Source organism: Actinomadura violacea (assembly GCF_017573465.1).
GTDB classification, from domain to species: domain Bacteria; phylum Actinomycetota; class Actinomycetes; order Streptosporangiales; family Streptosporangiaceae; genus Spirillospora; species Spirillospora violacea.
The window spans coordinates 122,360-141,613 of sequence record NZ_JAGEPF010000004.1; the positions used below are offsets into that span (position 1 = coordinate 122,360).

The following is a 19,254-nucleotide window of genomic DNA, read 5'->3' on the forward strand; positions in this document are numbered from 1 at the left end:
TGTCATTCGGCTGTCAGGGTGTGGCGGCCGGACGGCGCGCCGTCCACGTACACGTACTTCCCATCGCTCGTCACGCCGCGCGCGGTGGCCTTGCCGTGCGCCCAGACCGTCCGGCCGTCCAGGGTGACCCGGGAGGTGGACGAGCCGACCGGGACGGCGAGCCGCCCGGACGTGCCGCGCGGTGCGGTGACGTCCAGCCGGAACGTGTGCCCGGTGGTCCGCCACGACGCGGCGATGGCGCCGCGCGGCGTCGGGACGGTCCCCTCGGCCCACTTCAGCCCGCCGGTGAACGGGACGACCGCCCACGACGAGTAGCCCGGACCGGTCGGCTGGACGCCGAGGACGCGGGTGGTGAGGGTGACGGTCGGGCCACTCGCCCAGCCGTGCGCGAGGCTGGAGAACTGCTTGAGGTTCGGGGTGCCGTCCGGCTGCATGTGCTCCCAGAACGTCGAGCCGGGGTCTTGCCGGAGCTGGTGGCCCCAGAACGTCCGGATCAGGTCGAGGCCGGACGCGTCGCCGGTGCCGAGGCGCGCGTCGGTCTCGAACGAGCTGGGCAGCGGCGCGTAGAACGGCGGCAGGCTCGCGTTCGGCGTGGACTGCGAGACGGTCAGCGACCCGTACTGCGACCAGTTGTTCTTGCGCAGGTAGGCGAGCGCGCGGGTGGCGCGGCCGCCGTCGGCGATGCCGGCGAGGACGGCGGTGGCGTTGGCGTCCTGCGGGTAGGCGCCGGGGATCTCCCGGGACAGCCGGTAGGCGCCCGCCTTCTCGTCCCACAGCTGGTCGTTGATCGCCTTCTTCACCGTGGCGGACCGGTCGCCGTAGGTCGTGGCGGCCGGCGCGTCGCCGCGCGCCTTCGCCATGGCGGCCATCTGCGTGAGGTTGCGGGCGTACAGGGCGTTGACGTAGGTCTCGTGGCCGCAGTCGGAGTAGCCGTAGTGGCCGCAGGAGCCGACGTCGCCGAACGCGATGAGGCCCTTGTCGTCCTTGGCGCGGACCGACTCCAGCCACGCCGTCGCCTTGGTCAGCTGCGGCCACCACTTGTCCAGGTAGCCGCGGTCGCCGGTGTAGAGCCAGTGCTCGTACATGTTGTTGACGAACCAGGTGACGTACTCGCCGTAGGTGCGCAGCTCGTCGGCGTTGTGCTGGCCGACCTGGCTCTCGGCGGGCATGAACCCGTCGGGGAGCTGCTGGGAGGCCAGCGACGACAGCGAGTTGTCGACCGCCTCCAGGTCGTTGGTGGACAGGTAGGTGACGGGGGCCTGCACGGCGAGGTCGCCCTGCCAGACGATCCGGTCGCGCTTGCCGCCGTCATAGATGACGGACTTTTTCGGGTCGGCGAACGGGACCTGCGCGTCCGCGTGGTCGCCCTCGCCGGCGGCGTACGGCCAGCTCTTGGCGGTGTTGGACGCGCCGGTGTTCACCTGCACCGTGTAGGCGCCCGCGTACCAGATCTTGTTCAGCTCGTTGTCGCTGGACAGGAAGTGGCCCTGATAGCCGTCGAGGTCGCGCTGGTTCGGGGCGGCGGTGAAGTCGACGGACACCCCGTCGATGTCGACGGTTCCGGGGCCGTCGAGGAACAGCGTCGCGTAGCGGAACCCGCCGCGCAGCACGCCGTCGCGGATCGTCGCGGGCAGCTTCTTGCCGTCGAGCGGCAGGGCGTGGCTGTCGGTGTCCTGCGTGTAGGGCTGGCCGGGGAAGCCGTTCCAGATGTTCGCGGTGTCGCAGCCCGGCGCGATCTTGCCTTCGCCGTCGTTGGCGTCCGGGGTCAGCGCGGCGTACCGGATCGACTCGGAGAAGCAGGCGCGGAGCTTCGGCGGGGTGGACGAGGCGCCCTTCACCCGGACCTTCAGGTGCCCGGCGACCTCCTTGCCGAAGTCGATGACCAGCAGCGGCGAGCCGGTGCGGTCGGCGGCGCCGGTGAGGCGGACCGAGCCGCCGCCGTCGCGCAGCGCCGCTTCCGGCGACCCGTCGATCCGGCCCTGCCGCGGGTCGGCCTTGTAGACCTTGGCGGGACGGACGGTGCGGCTCGACGGCGACAGCACGTACGGGCGCCACTGGCCCTGGTGCGGGGTGTAGGACGCGTCCTGCCACGGGCCGCGCGGGTGCGGGGCCGCCGACGCGGGCAGGGCGAGGGATGCCGTGCCCGACACCGTCAGGGCGACGGCGATCGCGGCGCGGGCGAGGGAGCGGCGTGCGGTGGTGGGGGGAACCATCATCACTCCAGGTCAGCGGGAGGCGGTCAGGACGGACGAGCCGGTCAGGCCGGGCACCTGCACGAGCCCGTCGCGGACGGTGACGCCCGGCTTCACGGCGGTGCCGTTCCGCCAGACGACCGAGCCGTTCACCCGGACCTCGGACGCGCCGGACGCGGGCACCCCGGCCGTGGCGGTCGTGCCGCCGGGCGCGGCGACCCGCAGCGTGAAGGTCTTCCCGCGCTGCTTCCAGGCGGCGGTGATGTCGCCGTGCGGCGTCGGCACCTTGCCCTCCGCCCAGCTCAGGCCGTTCGCGGGATGGGGCAGGACGGTGAACGCCGAGAACCCGCCGGCGGTCGGGGTGACGCCGAGGACCTGGTTGGTGAGGAACGAGGTCGGCGCTGCGGCCCAGCCGTGCGAGAGGCTGGTGTAGGAGCCGAGCTGCGGCGCGCCCGCGCTGCTGACGTTCTCCCAGAGGGTGCCGGGAGCGTCCTTGCCGAGCATCGGGTACCAGGTGCGCTGCAGCAGCGACATCGCGCCCGCCATGTCGTCCTGGGAGACGTGGGCGAGCAGCGACTGGCCGGACACGAACGGGCTGATGTACTGCGGGACGGTCCCGCCGGCCTTGTCCACGGTCAGGTCGCCGTGCGCGTTGGAGAGCCGGTCGCCGAAGAACTTCAGCACCGACTTCGCGCGGTCGCCGGTGGCGACTCCGGCGACGACCGCCATCGCGTTGCCGTCCTGCGGGTGGTTCCCGTCGGCCGGGCCGACCTTGTACGCGCCGGCGTCCGCGTCCCACAGGACGTCGTTGACGGCCTTGGCGGTGCGGGCGGCGGCGTCGCGGTAGGTCTTGGCGAGCGCCGCGTCGCCCTGCGCGTCGGCGGCCTGCGCGGCCTGGCCCAGCACGTGGACGTACAGCGACGAGACGTAGGTGCCCTTGCCCTCGTTGCCGTAGCCCCAGGTGCCGCCCGCGCCCTTCATGTCGAGCAGCCCGTCGGAGCCGACCTTGGACTGCATCCACGCGACGTTCTTCTTCATGGCGTCGTACCACTTGTCGAAGAACGCCTTGTCGCCGGTGTACAGGTAGTGCGTCCAGTAGTTGTTGACCCACCAGGCGGCGTACTCGCCCCAGCCCATGTTGTAGCCGAGCTTGTCGGTCAGGTAGAGGCCGGGGATCTGGCCCTGCGGCGACTGGCCCTTGGCCATGAACGCGACGGCGTTGGCGGACGGGTCGCTCTGCCCGGTCGTCAGGTAGGACACCGCGTCGGAGACGGCGTTGTCGCCGCCCCAGATCATCCGGTCGCGCTTGGCGCCGTCGCTGATGACGCTGTCGCCCTCGCCGACGATCGCGTCGTTGCGGACCGGTCCCTCCTGCCCGGGATAGGGGCGGCCGGTCTTCGGGTCGATCGTCGACATCTGGACGGTGTAGGCGCCCGCGTACCAGAGCCGGTTCAGGGTGTCGTCGCTGGACAGGAACGCGCCCTCGTAGCCGTCGAGGTCGGGGTTGGCGGGGTCGGCGGTGAACTTCAGCCGCAGGTCCGACAGCCGCACCTCGCCGGGGCCGTCCAGGAACACCATCAGGTAGCGGAACCCGCCGCGGATGACCGGGTCGGTCATCGCGGTTCGCCCGGCCTTGGTGTCGAGGTAGTGGGTCTCGGTGGCGAGGCCGACGGGGTCCTGGCTGTAGTCGGACGCGGTGGTGAGGTACTGGTCGCTCTCGCTGAACGCCAGGCCGAGCTTCGGCGTGCCCTTGCGGACGTCGGCGGTCACCTGGACCTGACCGCCGACCTCCTTGCCGAAGTCGTAGATGACGTAGGGGCGGCCGTACTCGTTGGAGGCGAGCGTGGTCGTCCCGCCGTGGAACGCTCCCACCGGGTTGCGGACGGTGCCGCCGTAGGGCGCGGTGGACGCGCGGCCGTGCTGGGCGAGCGTCCAGACGGCGTGGATGCGGGCGCCCTGACCGGGGTCGTCGGCGTTGCGGAACTCGACCTTGATGGTTCCGGACGGCCCGACGAGCCGCGCCGGGACGTCCACCGCGTAGTGGACGAGCCCGTCCTTGTCGCCGCTCCACACCCCGGCCTGCTTGGGGTCGGGCTTGCGCTCGTGGACGACCGTCCCGTTCACGAGGACGTCGTAGTGGGCGGTCGCGCTGCCGGCCTCCTCGACCCGCAGCGTCACCGGGCCGGGCCCGGCGCGCATCGTGTAGGCGAAGCCCGCGCCGGCCTCGCCGCCGGTCTGGCGGACCATGACGCCGTCGGCCTTGCCGGCCGTGGACGTCCCGGCCTGCAGGTCGTGGCCGGCGGTCTCGGACGCGGCGGAGTCGGCGGACACGTGGTCGCCGTTGACCCCGTACGCCTCCGACGCCTTCGCGGGGCGCACCGTCCGGCCGGACGGTGCGAGGACGTAGTGGCCCGCGCGCGACAGCGCCGGCAGGCCGAGCGGGTCGCGGGCGGAGGCGGAGGCGGAGGCGGCGCCGGCGGGGACGGCGACGAGGGCGGCGGCTGCGAGGGCGAGGGTGGTGACGGCGGACACGCGTGCTCGTGCGAACTTCTCGGCCGTGGGCATCGTTATCCCTTCGGGTTCACTTGGTCGAGCGGGCCCATGGGAGGGAAGGCCGGCGGCCCGGGTGGGGACGGCGCGGCGGCCCGGCAGTGGAGTGCCGGGCGCCGGCGCGCGGTCCGGGCCGCCGGCCCGAACTCTGGTTCTCTCGTCGGCGGGCTCCGGGTCAGCGCAGGAAGGCGGCGGCGACTCCGGCGTCCACCGGGATGTGCAGTCCGGTGGTGTGGGTCAGGTCCCCGCCGGTCAGGGCGAAGACGGCGGCCGCGACGTGCTCGGGCAGCACCTCGCGCTTCAGCAGCGTCCGCTGGGCGTAGAACTCGCCCAGCCTCTCCTCCTCCACTCCGTAGACGGCGGCGCGCTTGGCGCCCCAGCCGCCGGCGAAGATGCCGGAGCCGCGGACCACGCCGTCGGGGTTGATGCCGTTGACGCGGACGCCGTGCTCGCCGAGCTCGGCGGCCAGCAGCCGGACCTGGTGCGCCTGGTCGGCCTTGGTCGCGCCGTAGGCGATGTTGTTGGGGCCGGCGAACACGCCGTTCTTGGAGGCGATGTAGACGATGTCGCCGCCCATCCCCTGCTCGATCATCACGCGGGCGGTCTCCCGGGAGACCAGGAACGAGCCGCGCGCCATGACGTCGTGCTGGAGGTCCCAGTCGGCGACGGTGGTGTCCAGCAGCGGCTTGGAGATCGACAGGCCGGCGTTGTTGACGACCAGGTCGACGCCGCCGAACGCCAGCACCGCGCCACGGACGGCCGCGGCGATCTCGTCCTCGGAGGTGACGTCCGCGCCGACGGCGACGGCGACGTCCGCGACCCGCGGCGCGTTCGCGCCGATCGCGGCGGCGACCTTCTCGGCGGCGCCGAGGTCGCGGTCGGCGACGACGACGCAGGCGCCCTCGGCGGCCAGCCGGCGGGCGGTGGCCGCGCCGATCCCGGAGCCGCCGCCGGTGACCAGCGCGACGCGGGTCGCGAGCGGCTTCGGCTTGGGCATCCGGCGGAGCTTGGCCTCCTCCAGCTCCCAGTACTCGATGCGGAACTTCTCCGCCTCGTCGATCGGCGCGTACGACGACAGCGCCTCCGCGCCGCGCATCACGTTGATCGCGTTGACGTAGAACTCGCCGGCGACCCGCGCGGTCTGCTTGTTCGCGCCGAACGAGAACATCCCGACGCCCGGGACCAGCACGATCGCCGGGTCGGCGCCGCGCATCGCGGGCGAGTCCGGGACGGCGTGCCGGTCGTAGTAGGCCGCGTACTCCTCGCGGTAGGCGGCGTGCAGTTCCTTCAGGCGCGCCTTGACGTCGTCGAGCGGCGCGTCCGGCGGCAGGTCCAGCACCATCGGGCGGACCTTGGTGCGCAGGAAGTGGTCCGGGCAGGACGTGCCGAGTGCGGCGAGCCGCGGGTGCTCGGCGCGGGAGACGAAGTCGAGGACGGCCTCGGAGTCGGTGAAGTGCCCGACCTGCGGCTTGTCGGTCGACGCCAGGCCGCGGATCAGCGGGAACAGCGCGGCGGCGCGGGCGTGCCGCTCGTCCTGCGGCAGCACCGGGTGGATCACCGCGCCGAACGGGTCGGCCTTGCCGTGCTCGGCGATGTACGCCTCGGCGGTGCGGATGATGTCGAGCGAGTTGGCCTTGCACTCCTCGCTCGTCTCGCCCCAGGCGGTGATGCCGTGCCCACCGAGGATCACGCCGATGGCCTGCGGGTTCGCCTTCTTGATCGCGGCGATGTCGAGGCCGAGCTGGAAGCCGGGGCGCCGCCACGGCACCCACGCGACCCGGTCGCCGAAGATCCGCCGGGTCAGCTCCTCGCCGTCGGCGGCCGTCGCGATCGCGATGCCGGAGTCGGGGTGCAGGTGGTCGACGTGCGCCGCCTCGACGAGCCCGTGCATCGCGGTGTCGATGGACGGCGCCGCGCCGCCCTTGCCGTGCAGGCAGTAGTCGAACGCGGCGACCATCTCGTCCTCGCGCTCGACGCCCGGGTAGACGTCCACGAGGGCGCGCATCCGGTCGATGCGCAGGACGGCCAGGCCCTTCTCGGTGAGCGTGCCGAGGTCCCCGCCGGAGCCCTTCACCCACATCAGCTCGACGTCGCGGGCCGTCACGGGGTCGGTGACGCTGCCCTTCGCCGAGGCGTTGCCGCCCGCGTAGTTGGTGTTGCGCGGGTCCGAGCCGAGGGTGTTGGCCCGTTCCAGCAGCTGCTCCACCTCGGGTGGAGTGGTCATCGGTGCTCTCTCCTTATCGGGTTCGGCGGCCTGTCGTTCGACGGCGTGGTCAGGCGCCCCAGCCGGCCGCCTGGCCGTCCTTGCGCTCCGCCACGACCCGCTCGAAGTAGCCGGACGCCTTGTAGGCGGCGACCGGGTCGGCGTGCAGGCCCATCTCCTCGCGCAACTCCGCCAGCAGCGGCCGCACGTCGGTGTTGTAGGCGTCCATGAACACCGCGTTGGCCTCCAGCACGTCACCGGACTCCTGCGCGGCGCGCAGCGCGTCCGCGTCCAGCAGCAGCGCCTTCGCGGTGGCCTCCTGCACGTTCATCACCGAGCGGATCTGGCCGTGGATCTTCGGCTCGATGTTGTGGCACTGGTCGAGCATGAACGCCACGCCCGTCTCGGCGTCGTAGCCGCCGCCCCGCACCACCTCGTACATGATCCGGAACAGCTGGAACGGGTCGGCGGCGCCCACCATCAGGTCGTCGTCGGCGTAGAAGCGGGAGTTGAAGTCGAACCCGCCGAGCTTCCCCTCGCGCAGCAGGAACGCGACGATGAACTCGATGTTGGTGCCGGGCGCGTGGTGCCCGGTGTCCACGACGACCTGCGCCTTCGGGCCGAGCTTGAGGCAGTGCGCGTAGGAGGCGCCCCAGTCCGGCAGGTCGGTCATGTAGAACGCCGGCTCGAACAGCTTGTACTCCAGCAGGAACCGCTGGTCGTCGCCGAGCCGCTCGTAAACGGCGGCGAGCGCCTCCGCCATCCGGTCCTGGCGGGCGCGGACGTCGTCCTGGCCGGGGTAGTTCGTCCCGTCGGAGAACCACAGCTTCAGGTCCCTGGACCCGACCGCGTCCATGATGTCGACGCATTCGAGCAGGTGGTCCAGGGCCTTGCGGCGGATCTTCGGGTCGGGGTTGGTGACGCTGCCGAGCATGTAGTCGTCGTCCTGGAACACGTTGGTGTTCACCGCGCCGATCCGCACGCCCTTCTCCTCGGCGTGCGCGGCGAGCGCGGCGTAGTCGTCCACCTTGTCCCACGGGATGTGCACGGCGACGGTCGGCGCGGCACCGGTGAAGCGGTGCACCTGCGCGGCGTCGTCGATCTTCTCCTGCGGGGTGCGCGGCACCCCCTGCTGGGCGAAGACCTTGAACCGGGTCCCCGAGTTGCCGTACGCCCAGGAGGGAGTCTCGATCTGCTGGCGGCGCAGGGCGTCCTTCACCGCGCTGGTGTCGTTCACGGGTGTTACCTCACGTTTCTGCTGTCCGGGGCCGCCGCCGAGCGGGGCGGCGGCCCTCAGTCGAGATGGAAGACCTCGGGGAGCGGCCGCATCCCCTCGTCGGGGCGGCCGTCGAGGTCCTCGAAGAACGGCGCCATCTCCGCCTGCCAGCGGGCGTTGACGCCGGTGCGGGCCATCGCGTCCTGCGCGGCGGCGAAGTCGTCGGTCTCCAGGTAGCCGACGAGCAGGCCGTCCTCGCGCAGGAAGAGCGAGTAGTTGTGCCAGCCGGTCGCGCGCAGCGCGTCCTGCATCTCCGGCCAGACCGCCTGGTGGCGTTCCTTGTACTCCTCCAGGCGGTCCTGCCGGACCTTCAGCAGGAAGCAGACGCGCTTCGTGCCGTCAGCCGCCATCGATCAGAAGTGGTACTGGTCGATGTTCTTGGCGTCGAAGACCGTCGGCGGGCCGAGGATGACCTCGCCGTTGGCGCCGATGGTGCGCTCGCCGAGCTTGCCGGCCTTGAACGTCTCGCCCTGCTTGCCGGTGATCTGCCCGGACGACAGCGCCGCCGCGGCGTAGGAGGCGAGGTAGCCGAGGTTCTTCGGGTCCCACAGTTCGAACGACTTGACCGTGCCGTCCTTGATGAACTTGCGCATCTGGTCCGGCGTGCCGAGGCCGGTCAGCGTGACCTTGCCCTTGTACTTGGAGCCGTCGATGTAGCGGGCGGCGGCGGCGATGCCGACCGTGGTGGGCGAGATGATGCCCTTGAGGTTCGGGTACGCCTGCAGCAGGCCCTGGGTCTGCTGGAACGACTTCTGGTCGTCGTCGTCACCGTAGGCGATCTTGACGAGCTTCATGCCGGAGTACTCCGGCTTCTTCAGCTCGTCCTGCATGTACTTGATCCAGGTGTTCTGGTTGGTGGCGTTCGCGGTCGCCGACAGGATCGCGATGTCGCCCTTGCCGCCGATCTGGTCGGCCAGCAGCTTGACCTCGCTGCGGCCGATCTCCTCGGAGCTGGCCTGGTTGATGAACACGTTGCGGCACTCGGGCGCGGTGTCGGAGTCGTAGGCGACGACCTTGATCTTCTTGGCCATGGCCTGCTTCAGCGGGCCGCACACCGCGTTCTGGTCGTTGGCCGCGATGAGGATCGCGTCGTGCCGCTGCTGGATCAGCGTGTTGATGTAGGACACCTGCGAGGACGCCGACGCGTCGGACGGGCCGACCTCCTTGGCCGAGCCGCCGTACTCCTTGGCGGCCGCGATGCCGGCGTTGTCGACGATCGTCTCGTAGGGGTTGTTCACCTGCTTGGGCAGGAACGCGATCTTCAGGCCCTTCTTGAGGGGCGCGTTCGGGTCCGCCTTGCCGTCGCCCGCGGCGGCCTTGTTCCCCGAGTCGGACGAGGAGTCCTTGGTGGTGCCGCCGCACGCGGCGAGGGAGAGGGCGAGTGCGCCCGCGGACGCGACGGCCACGAGGCGGCGCGGGGCGCGCAAACGAAGGGTCATCACGGAGTGCCTTTCGGGATTCCAGGTCGTGCTCTGGGGTGGGTTCTTCGGACGCGGCAGGGGGCGAAGGCGGATCATGGTGCGGCGGCGGAGGGCACGGGTCGCGCGCCCCGCCGCCGGCCTTGTGCCTCGCGCACCACGGCGATCAGCCGCGGGGTGAGGACGCTGATGATGAGCAGCAGCCCGGTGACGATCGACTGGACCTCGGTGGAGACGTCGTTGAGCATCAGCAGGTTGCGCAGCAGGCCGATGAGCAGCACCGCGGCGATGACGCCGCCGAGGGTGCCCTTGCCGCCGTCGAAGTCGATGCCGCCGAGCAGCACCGCCGCGATGACGGTGAGCTCCAGGCCGAGGCCGTTGTCGGCGCGGGCGCTGCCGTAGCGGAGGGTGAAGACGATGCCGGCGAACCCGGCGACGAGCCCGGACACCACGAACAGGACCAGCTTGAGGCGCTTGACCCGGATGCCGGCGAAGTACGCGGCGTCCTCCTGGGAGCCGATCGCGAACAGCGACCGTCCGACGCCGGTGGCGTGCAGCACCACCGCGGTGATGATCGCCAGGACGGCGAACAGCGCGATCGGGTACGGGATCGGCATGCCGGGGATCGACTCGGTCGCCAGGTTCGTGTACCGGGTGGGGAACTCGGAGATGGCCTCGGTGCCGAGCACCACGTAGGCCAGGCCCCGGTACAGGGTCATGGTGCCGATCGTCACCGCGAGGGACGGCAGCCCGAGCCGGGTGACCAGCAGTCCGTTGACCAGGCCGCAGACGACGCCGACGACCAGCACGATCGGGATGATCGTCTCGATCGCCATGCCGCCGTCCCACAGCTTGCCGGTGAGGGCGCTGCACAGCCCGAGCACGGACGCGACCGACAGGTCGACCTGCCCGCACACCACCAGCAGCGTCATCGGCAGCGCGATGAGCGCGATCTCGCTGAGGTCGCCGAGCGCGAACGACAGGTTGTCGGTGTTGGCGAAGTCGGGCGAGAACCCGGCGCCGCCGGCGAACACGATGACCAGCAGGGCGGTGACGGCGGTCTCCCACCGCAGCAGCCGGCCGAGGCTCAGGCCGCGCGGGGCGCTCTTCGTGTCAGTGGTCACGACACCTTTCCTTTCGGCGCCTCGTCCTTGGTGGCCTTCGCGGTCGCGGCGGCGGATCCGGCGGCGGGCCCGGCGCCGGGCGGCGCGGAGCCGTCGTCGCGGTGCACCCCGGACTCCAGCGACCGCTGCTTGAGCGCCTTGGTGACGCGCAGGGCCAGCAGCCGGTCCACGCTGATCGCCAGCAGCAGCAGGACGCCGGTGATGGCGTCCTGCCAGAACGAGTTGACCTTGAGCACCACCAGCACGCTGCCGATGGTGGTGAGCAGCAGCGCGCCGAGCGCCGCCCCGTACACGGTGCCGACGCCGCCGGTGATCGCGACGCCGCCGACGACGACGGCGCTGACGACCTTCAGCTCCCAGCCGTGCGCGGCGTCGGCGACGACGGTGCCGAACCGGGCCAGCCACAGCACCCCAGCGAGGCCGGCGAGGCCGCCGCTGACGAGGTAGGCGGTGAGGACGCGGCGGCGCAGCGAGATGCCGGCGAGGCGCGCGGCCTCGGGGCTGGACCCGATCGCGTAGAACTCCCGTCCCGAGGAGTAGGAGCGCAGGTAGTAGCCCATCATCAGCATCACGACGACGGTGATGACCGGCAGGTAGGGGACGCCGAGGACGGAGTCGTTGCCGAGTGACAGCACCGAGGACGGCAGGTCCGCGGCGCCGATCTGCTCGCCGTGCGCGATCTTGTAGTCGAGGCCCTGGATCACGTAGAGGGTGCCGAGCGTGACGACCAGGGCCGGTACTTTGCAGAAGCTGACGAGCAGCCCGTTGACGAGCCCGCAGGCGAGCCCGATCACGATGCCGAGCAGCACCACCAGCACCACGTTGCGGTCGCCGCCGGAGGCGAACTTGCCGGTGGTGAACGCGACGAGCCCGACGACGGAGCCGACCGACAGGTCGATGTTGCGGGTGACGACCACCATCGACTGGCCGACGGCCAGCAGCGCCAGGATCGAGGCGTTGAGGAAGATGTCCTTGACGCCCTGCCCGGACAGGAACCGGTGGTTGGCCAGCTCGGTGCCGACGACCAGCACCACCAGCGCGCCGAGGATGCTCAGCTCGCGGGCGCGCAGCACCAGCTCGACCAGGCGGCGGCCGCCGCCCGGCGGCCCGCCGGATCCCGGCCTGGCCGGGGACTGGGTGAGCACGGTCATGGGTCAGGCCGCCTTTCCGGTTCCGGCGCGCCCGGTCGCGGCGGCCATCACGCTCTCCTCGGTCGCGTCCGCGCGGTCGATCTCGGCGGTCAGCCGGCCCTCGTGCATGACCAGGACGCGGTCGGCCATGCCGATCACCTCCGGCAGGTCGGAGGAGATCATCAGCACCGCGAGGTCCTGCGCGGCGAGCTCCGACAGCAGCCGGTGCACCTCGGCCTTGGTGCCGACGTCGATGCCGCGGGTCGGCTCGTCCACGATGAGCACGGTCGGCTCGGTGGCGAGCCACTTGGCGAGCACGACCTTCTGCTGGTTGCCGCCCGACAGGACGCCGACGGTGTCGGTGAGCCGGGCGTACTTGAGCTGGAGGCGCAGCGCCCAGTCGGCGGCGCGGTTGCGCTCCACCTTCCGGGAGATGAGGGGGCCGCGCCCGGTCTCCTTGCGCAGCGAGCGCAGCTGGGTGAGGCCCATGTTCCGCTCGATGGACATGTCCATCACCAGGCCCTGCTGGCGGCGGTCCTCGGGGACGAGCGCGAGCCCGGCCGACATCGCGGCCGTCGGGCTGCCCGCGGGCAGCTTCTTCCCCGCCACTTCGACGGAGCCCGCGTCCCAGCGGTCCACGCCGAAGATGGCGCGGGCGACCTCGCTGCGTCCGGCGCCGACCAGCCCGGCCAGCGCGACGATCTCACCGCGCCGCACCTCGAAGGAGATGTCGGTGAAGGCGCCCTCGCGGGTGAGCCGGCCGACCTTCAGCGCGACCTCGCCGGGCGTCACGTCCTGCTTGGGGTAGAGCGCGTCCAGGTCGCGGCCGACCATCCGGCGGACGAGGTCGTCGGCGGTGAGGTCCTCGACCTTGTCGGTGCCGACGTAGGTGCCGTCGCGCAGCGTGGTGACCCGCTGGCAGATCTCGAAGATCTCCTCCAGCCGGTGCGAGATGAACAGGATCGCGCAGCCCTGCTCGCGCAGCGTGCGGGTGACGTTGAACAGCCGCTCGACCTCCTGGCCGGTGAGCGCGGCGGTCGGCTCGTCCATGATGAGCACCCGCGCGTCCCGGGAGATGGCCTTGGCGATCTCGACGACCTGCTGGTCGGCGATGGACAGGCCGCGGGCGGGCTGCTGCGGGTCCAGCGCGACGCCGAGCCGCCGGAACAGCTTCGCGGTCTCGGCGTGCACGGTGCGGCGGTCGATGCGGCCGAGCCCGGCGCGCGGCTGGCGGCCCATGAAGATGTTCTCCGCGACCGACAGGTCGGGGAACAGCGTCGGCTCCTGGTAGATGACGGCGACGCCGGCGGCCTGCGCGTCGGCGGGGCCGTTGAACGCCACGGGCTCGCCGTCGACCCGGACCTCGCCCGCGTCGGGGCGGTGCACGCCTGCGAACGTTTTTACGACGGTGGACTTGCCCGCGCCGTTCTCACCGGCGAGCGCGTGCACCTCGCCGGCGTGCAGCTCGAGGGTGACGCCCTGCAGGGCCCGCACGGCGCCGAACGACTTACTCACGTTGACCAGTGCCAATGTCGGCGGCGTCGACCTGCCGGGTGCACTCATGGCCACCCTCCTCGCACGGGGAGTCTGTGACGGATGGATGAAAAACGTTTTAACGTGATGTTGCGGAGGACGCTAGATGTGAGCCGGAGCACCCGTCAAGAGGGAACTTCGCCCGGGGATGCCCCGGACCCTGCGGAAACCCTTACGGCACCGGGGGCGGACGAGTTTGCGAAGATCCTCCCGTCCGGGTCCGGACAGCCCGTTCCGGGGGCGACCAGTTCCGACAGCGGGGTTGACACGTTTTAATCCGATGACCCAAAGTGAGCGGCGGCACACCAGCGGAGCGACCGGGGGCAAGATTGAGCACAGACGACACCGGGCGCCCCGGAGCGAGCACGCCCGCCGCCGGCGGAGGCACGGTCGGGATCAAGCAGGTCGCGGCGCACGCCGGCGTCTCGCCGGGCACCGTGTCCAACGTGCTGAACCGGCCCGAGCGGGTCGCCGCCGCGACCCGCGCCCGCGTCGAGCAGGCCATCGTGGAGCTCGGCTTCGTCCGCAACGGGTCGGCGTCCACGCTGCGCGCCGGGCACTCCAGCACGATCGGGCTGATGGTGCTGGACCTGGCGAACCCGTTCTTCACCGACGTCGCGCGCGGCGTCGAGGACGTCGCCAGCGAGCGCGGCTACGCGGTGATCCTGTCCTCCTCCGGCGAGTCCGACGAGCGCGAGCAGCGCAACCTGCGGGTGCTCGCCGAGCAGCGGGTCCGCGGCGTGCTGCTGACCCCCGTCGGCGACGAGGGCGGCAACGCCGACCGGCTGCGCGACCGCGGCGTGCCCGTCGTCCTGCTGGACCACCCGACGCCCCGCGCCAACCAGTGCTCGGTCGCCGTCGACGACGTCGCGGGCGGCGAGCTGGCGGTGACGCACCTGCTGGACGACGGCGCCCGCACGCTCGGCTTCGTCACGGGCCCGCCGGGGCTGCGGCAGTGCGCGGACCGGCGGCGCGGCGCGCTGCGGGCGCTGCGCGCCGCGTGCCTCGGCCGCGACGTGCTGCGCGAGGTGTCCGTCGGCGCGATGAACGCCCGCGCCGGGCAGGAGGCGGCCCGGCGGCTGCTGGAGTCCGGCGCCCCGCTGCCCGAGGCGATCTTCTGCGCCAACGACCTGCTCGCCCTCGGCGTGCTGCGGGTGCTGCTGCAGGCCGGCGTGAAGGTGCCGACTGACGTGGCGCTCATCGGGTACGACGACATCGAGTTCTCGGCGGCGGCCGCGGTCCCGCTGAGCTCGGTGCGGCAGCCCACCTACCAGCTCGGACGCATCGCGACCGAGCTGCTGCTCGAGGAGTGCGACGAGTCGGGCGGACACGCCCACCAGCAGGTCATGTTCCAGCCCGAGCTGGTGGTCCGCGAGTCCAGCCGGGCCGCCGCCGACGACCGGGAGAGCAACTCGGCATGAAGGTCGCGCTGTTCCTGACGTGCGTGAACGACACGATGTATCCCGGGACCGGGCGCGCGATGGTGCGGCTGCTGCGGCGGCTCGGCCACGAGGTCGAGTTCCCCGAGGCGCAGACGTGCTGCGGCCAGATGCACCTCAACACCGGTTACCGGACGCAGGCGCTGCACATGGTGAAGGGCTTCGCGGAGACGTTCGAGCCGTACGACGCGGTCGTGACACCGTCGGCGTCGTGCGGCGCGATGATCCGCGACTGGCATCCGAGGCTGGCGCCGCGCACCGCGGGCGTCGCGTCGCGGGTGTACGAGCTGTCGGAGTTCCTGGTGGACGTCCTCGGCGTCACCGACGTCGGCGCCTACTTCCCGCACCGCGTCACCTACCACCCCACCTGCCATTCGCTGCGGATGCTGCACGTCGGCGACCGGCCGCAGCGGCTGCTGCGCGAGGTCCGCGGCATCGACCTGGTCGACCTGCCGGACGCGCGGGAGTGCTGCGGGTTCGGCGGGACGTTCGCGCTGAAGAACTCCGAGGTGTCGGCCGCGATGTGCGCGGACAAGGTCACCGCGGTGCGGGAGACGAAGGCCGAGGTGCTGTGCGCCGCCGACAACTCGTGCCTGATGCACATCGGCGGCGCGCTGTCGCGCACCCGCGCGCCGGTGCGGACCGTCCACCTGGCCGAGATCCTCGCGTCCACCGAGGGGGACCCCTCATGAGCACGGAAGCGATGCCGACCTATGTCGGGATGCCGTCGTTCCCGGACGCGGCGCGCCGCGCGGTCGCCGACACGCGGCTGCGCGGCAACCTCGCGCACGCCACCACCACGATCCGCGACAAGCGCGCCGCCGCCGTCGCCGAGCTGGACGACTGGTCCGCGCTGCGCGAGGCCGGCAAGCAGATCAAGGACCACGTCCTCGCCAACCTCGGGCACTACCTGCGGCAGCTGGAGGAGAAGGTCACCGAGGCCGGCGGGACGGTGCACTGGGCGCGCGACGCCGCCGAGGCGAACCGGATCGTCACCGACCTGGTGAAGGCGACGGGCGAGACCGAGGTCGTCAAGGTCAAGTCGATGGCCACGCAGGAGATCGGGCTCAACGAGGCGCTCGCCGAGCACGGGATCACCGCCTACGAGACCGACCTCGCGGAGCTGATCGTCCAGCTCGGGCACGACCGGCCGTCGCACATCCTCGTCCCGGCGATCCACCGGAACCGGTCCGACATCCGCGACATCTTCCTGCGCGAGATGGAGGACGTCCCGGAGGGTCTCACCGACTCCCCCGCCGCGCTGGCGGAGGCAGCGCGCCGCCACCTGCGCGCCAAGTTCCTGTCGGCGAAGGTCGGGGTCTCCGGCGTGAACTTCGCCGTCGCCGACACCGGCACGCTCGTCGTGCTGGAGTCGGAGGGCAACGGCCGGATGTGCCTGACCATGCCCGAGACGCTGATCTCGGTGATGGGCGTGGAGAAGATCGTGCCGAGCTGGCGGGACCTGGAGGTGTTCCTCCAGCTGCTCCCCCGCTCGTCCACGGCCGAGCGCATGAACCCCTACACCTCGGCGTGGACAGGCGTGCATCCCGGTGACGGGCCGCAGACGTTCCATCTCGTCCTGCTGGACAACGGCCGCACCGACACCCTCGCCGACGAGGTGGGGCGGCAGGCTCTGCGCTGCATCCGCTGCTCGGCGTGCCTGAACGTGTGCCCGGTCTACCAGCGCGCCGGCGGCCACGCCTACGGCTCGCCCTACCCCGGCCCGATCGGCGCGATCCTGTCGCCGCAGATCAGGGGCATCGGATCGGAGGTGGACGCGTCGCTGCCGTACGCGTCGTCGCTGTGCGGGGCGTGCTTCGAGGCGTGCCCGGTCGCCATCGACATCCCCGAGGTGCTGGTGCACCTGCGGGCCCGCGCGGTGGAGAGCGGCCCGCGCCATCCCCTCGAACGGGTCGCGATGACCGCCGCCGGATGGACGCTGCGCTCCCCCACCCGCCTCGCGCTCGCGCAGCGCGCCGCGTCCGCGAGCCGCCGCATCGTCGCGCCGCGCGGCCGGATCCGGCGGCTGCCGGGGCCGCTGAACGCCTGGACCGAGACGCGGGACGCCCCCGCACCGCCGCCCGAGTCGTTCCGCGCCTGGTGGAAGCGGACGGACGGCGGCCGCACGGAAGGGAACGAGCAGTGAGCGCGCGCGAGGACGTCCTCCGCCGGATCGACGGGATCGTGCCGGCCCGCCCGGCCGCCGAGGTCGCCGCCGGATACGCCGCGATCGACCGCGGCTACCTGCGCCGCCACCACGAGGACGGCGTGCTGGACCTGTTCGCCGAGCGGGTCGCCGACTACCGCGCGACGGTCGTGCGCGTCCCGGCGGCGGAGCTGGCCGCGACGGTCGCCGACCGTCTCGCCGCCCGCCCCGGGGCCTACGGGATCCCGTCGGACCTGCCGGAGGAGTGGACGGCGCAGGTCGCCGGCGAGCTGGTGCGGGGGCCGGACGTCGCCGCGCTCGACGGGCTGGCGGGCGCGGTCACCGGCTGCGCCGCCGCGATCGCCGAGACCGGCACGATCGTCCTGGACCACGGCCCGGCGCAGGGCCCGCGCGCGCTGTCGCTCGTCCCGGACTACCACCTGATCGTCGTGCTGGCGGGGCAGGTGGCGCCGGACGTGCCGGAGGCGCTGGAGCGGCTCGACCCGCACCGCCCGCTGACGTTCGTGTCCGGGCCGTCCGCGACCAGCGACATCGAACTGTCGCGCGTCGAGGGCGTGCACGGGCCCCGCACTCTGGAAGTCGTGATCGCGCAATGACCGAGACCTTCGCCGCCGTGGACCTCGGCGCGTCCAGCGGGCGCGTCATGGCCGGACGGGTCGGCCCCGGCACGCTCGAACTGCAGGAGGTCCGGCGGTTCCCGAACCGGCCGGTCCGGGTGAACGGCACCCTGCACTGGGACGTCCTCGGCCTCTACGGCAACGTCCTCGACGGGCTGCGCGCCGCGCCCGCCGGGCTCGCGTCGGTCGGCATCGACTCGTGGGCCGTCGACTACGGGCTGCTCGACGCGGACGGGAAACTGATCGGCAACCCCGTCCACTACCGCGACGCCCGCACCGACGGGGTCATGGAACGGATCCGCGCCGAGGTCGGCGACGACCTGCTCTATCAGACGTCCGGCCTGCAGTTCCTGCCGTTCAACACGCTCTACCAGCTCGCCGCCGACGACCTGGCGCGCGCCCGCACCATGCTGATGGTCCCCGACCTGCTCGCGCACTGGCTGACCGGCGCGGTCGGCGCCGAGCGGACCAACGCGTCGACGACCGGCCTGCTGGACGTGCGGGACGGCGCGTGGTCGCGCGACCTGGTCGCGCGCCTCGGCCTGCCCGCCGGCATCCTGCCGCCGATCCGCGAACCGGGCGAGGTGCTCGGGACGCTCCGCCCGGACGTGGCGGAGGAGACCGGCCACCCGGCGACGCTCCCGGTCGTCGCGGTCGGGTCGCACGACACCGCGTCCGCCGTCGCCGCCGTCCCCACGACCACCGACCGGTTCGCCTACATCTCCTGCGGCACCTGGTCGCTGGTCGGCGTGGAACTGCGCGAGCCCGTGCTGACCGAGGCGAGCCGCAAGGCCAACTTCACCAACGAGGGCGGCGTCGACGGCACCGTCCGCTACCTGCGCAACGTCATGGGGCTGTGGCTGCTGCAGGAGTCGATGCGCGCCTGGGGGAACCCGGACCTGCCGTCCCTGCTCGCCGAGGCCGCCGGCGTCCCGGGCCTGCGCAGCATCGTCGACCCCGACGACCCCGAGTTCCTGCCGCCCGGCGACATGCCCGCGCGGATCGCCGCGCACTGCCGCCGCCGCGGGTTCCCCGAGCCCGCGACGCGCGCCGAGACCGTCCGCTGCATCATGGACAGCCTCGCGCTGGCGCACCGCGCGACGCTGCGGCAGGCGTCCCGGCTGTCCGGGCAGGAGATCGACGTGGTGCACCTGGTCGGCGGCGGCAGCCGCAACGAGCTGCTGTGCCGGCTGACCGCCGACGCGTCCGGGCTGCCGGTCGTGGCCGGGCCGGTCGAGGCGACCGCGCTCGGCAACGTCCTCACCCAGGCCCGCGCGCACGGCCTCGCCGGCACCCTCGCCGAGTCCCGCGCGCTGGTCGCCGCGACGCAGCCGCTGCGCCGCTACGAGCCGTCCGGCGACGACGCCCGCTGGGCCGGCGCCGCCGCCCGCCTCGGCCTCGCCCCGTGACGTGCGGTGGCGGGAATGTCACGTTCCCGGGACGGTTTACCTCCCCCCGGTTGACACGCGGGGTGCGGCGGCGGTTGATAGCAGGGACGCGCGGGGCGTGTTGTCCCGCTCTTATTGACGATCGACCCGATAAGGTAAAACCCGCTTGAAGGACCGGGAACAACGACGACAAGCATGATCACGGCGTGTCGGCCGC

The 19,254-nt window shown here is 72.3% G+C and carries 14 protein-coding genes; 5 read left to right on the forward strand and 9 right to left on the reverse strand.

Features of this window, described 5'->3' with window-relative positions; translation table 11 throughout:
* Positions 1 to 2: 2 nt before the first annotated feature.
* The 9 genes from J4709_RS06495 to J4709_RS06535 form a co-directional block, all read right to left on the reverse strand.
* A complete protein-coding gene (locus J4709_RS06495; RefSeq protein WP_208238033.1) occupies positions 3 to 2,216 on the reverse strand; it encodes an alpha-L-rhamnosidase-related protein in 2,214 nt (737 codons plus the stop codon).
* A gap of 9 nt (positions 2,217 to 2,225) precedes the next feature.
* Positions 2,226 to 4,757 carry an alpha-L-rhamnosidase-related protein gene (locus tag J4709_RS06500; protein ID WP_208238035.1) on the reverse strand — a complete coding sequence of 844 codons (2,532 nt, stop codon included), beginning with the start codon at positions 4,755 to 4,757 and terminating at the stop codon, positions 2,226 to 2,228.
* Between the two features lie 160 nt (positions 4,758 to 4,917).
* Positions 4,918 to 6,966 carry a bifunctional aldolase/short-chain dehydrogenase gene (locus tag J4709_RS06505; protein ID WP_208238037.1) on the reverse strand — a complete coding sequence of 683 codons (2,049 nt, stop codon included), beginning with the start codon at positions 6,964 to 6,966 and terminating at the stop codon, positions 4,918 to 4,920.
* 49 nt (positions 6,967 to 7,015) lie between these two features.
* Positions 7,016 to 8,182 carry an L-rhamnose isomerase gene (rhaI, locus tag J4709_RS06510; protein ID WP_208238039.1) on the reverse strand — a complete coding sequence of 389 codons (1,167 nt, stop codon included), beginning with the start codon at positions 8,180 to 8,182 and terminating at the stop codon, positions 7,016 to 7,018.
* Between the two features lie 56 nt (positions 8,183 to 8,238).
* On the reverse strand, positions 8,239 to 8,571 hold the full coding sequence (locus J4709_RS06515; protein ID WP_208238041.1) for an L-rhamnose mutarotase: 333 nt from the start codon (positions 8,569 to 8,571) through the stop codon (positions 8,239 to 8,241).
* 3 nt (positions 8,572 to 8,574) lie between these two features.
* The gene (gene rhaS, locus J4709_RS06520) at positions 8,575 to 9,660 is read right to left on the reverse strand and encodes a rhamnose ABC transporter substrate-binding protein (RefSeq protein ID WP_208238043.1); all 1,086 of its coding nucleotides are present in this window, start codon (positions 9,658 to 9,660) and stop codon (positions 8,575 to 8,577) included.
* Positions 9,661 to 9,734: 74 nt separating this feature from the next.
* Complete coding sequence (locus J4709_RS06525; protein ID WP_307801037.1) at positions 9,735 to 10,763, reverse strand: ABC transporter permease; 1,029 nt, start codon at positions 10,761 to 10,763, stop codon at positions 9,735 to 9,737.
* Positions 10,760 to 11,914, reverse strand: coding sequence for an ABC transporter permease (locus tag J4709_RS06530; protein ID WP_208238045.1), 1,155 nt, complete (start codon positions 11,912 to 11,914; stop codon positions 10,760 to 10,762). Before J4709_RS06530 ends, J4709_RS06525 begins: the two co-directional genes overlap by 4 nt.
* Before the next feature lie 3 nt (positions 11,915 to 11,917).
* Entirely contained in the window at positions 11,918 to 13,456 is a 1,539-nt protein-coding gene (locus tag J4709_RS06535; RefSeq protein WP_208238047.1) for a sugar ABC transporter ATP-binding protein, read from the reverse strand.
* Positions 13,457 to 13,755: 299 nt separating this feature from the next.
* Here J4709_RS06535 and J4709_RS06540 point away from each other — a divergent pair, with 299 nt between their 5' ends.
* From J4709_RS06540 to J4709_RS06560, 5 genes are read left to right on the forward strand one after another with little or no spacing between them, the layout of a single operon-like run.
* Positions 13,756 to 14,847 carry a LacI family DNA-binding transcriptional regulator gene (locus J4709_RS06540; RefSeq protein WP_208238049.1) on the forward strand — a complete coding sequence of 364 codons (1,092 nt, stop codon included), beginning with the start codon at positions 13,756 to 13,758 and terminating at the stop codon, positions 14,845 to 14,847.
* A complete protein-coding gene (locus J4709_RS06545; RefSeq protein ID WP_208238051.1) occupies positions 14,844 to 15,557 on the forward strand; it encodes a (Fe-S)-binding protein in 714 nt (237 codons plus the stop codon). The genes J4709_RS06540 and J4709_RS06545 overlap by 4 nt, the downstream gene beginning before the upstream one ends.
* Positions 15,554 to 17,011, forward strand: a complete 1,458-nt coding sequence (locus J4709_RS06550; RefSeq protein WP_232383075.1) for a LutB/LldF family L-lactate oxidation iron-sulfur protein — start codon at positions 15,554 to 15,556, stop codon at positions 17,009 to 17,011. Before J4709_RS06545 ends, J4709_RS06550 begins: the two co-directional genes overlap by 4 nt.
* Complete coding sequence (locus tag J4709_RS06555) at positions 17,008 to 17,628, forward strand: LutC/YkgG family protein (protein WP_208238053.1); 621 nt, start codon at positions 17,008 to 17,010, stop codon at positions 17,626 to 17,628. The genes J4709_RS06550 and J4709_RS06555 overlap by 4 nt, the downstream gene beginning before the upstream one ends.
* On the forward strand, positions 17,625 to 19,058 hold the full coding sequence (locus J4709_RS06560; RefSeq protein WP_208238055.1) for a rhamnulokinase: 1,434 nt from the start codon (positions 17,625 to 17,627) through the stop codon (positions 19,056 to 19,058). The genes J4709_RS06555 and J4709_RS06560 overlap by 4 nt, the downstream gene beginning before the upstream one ends.
* Positions 19,059 to 19,254: the final 196 nt, after the last annotated feature.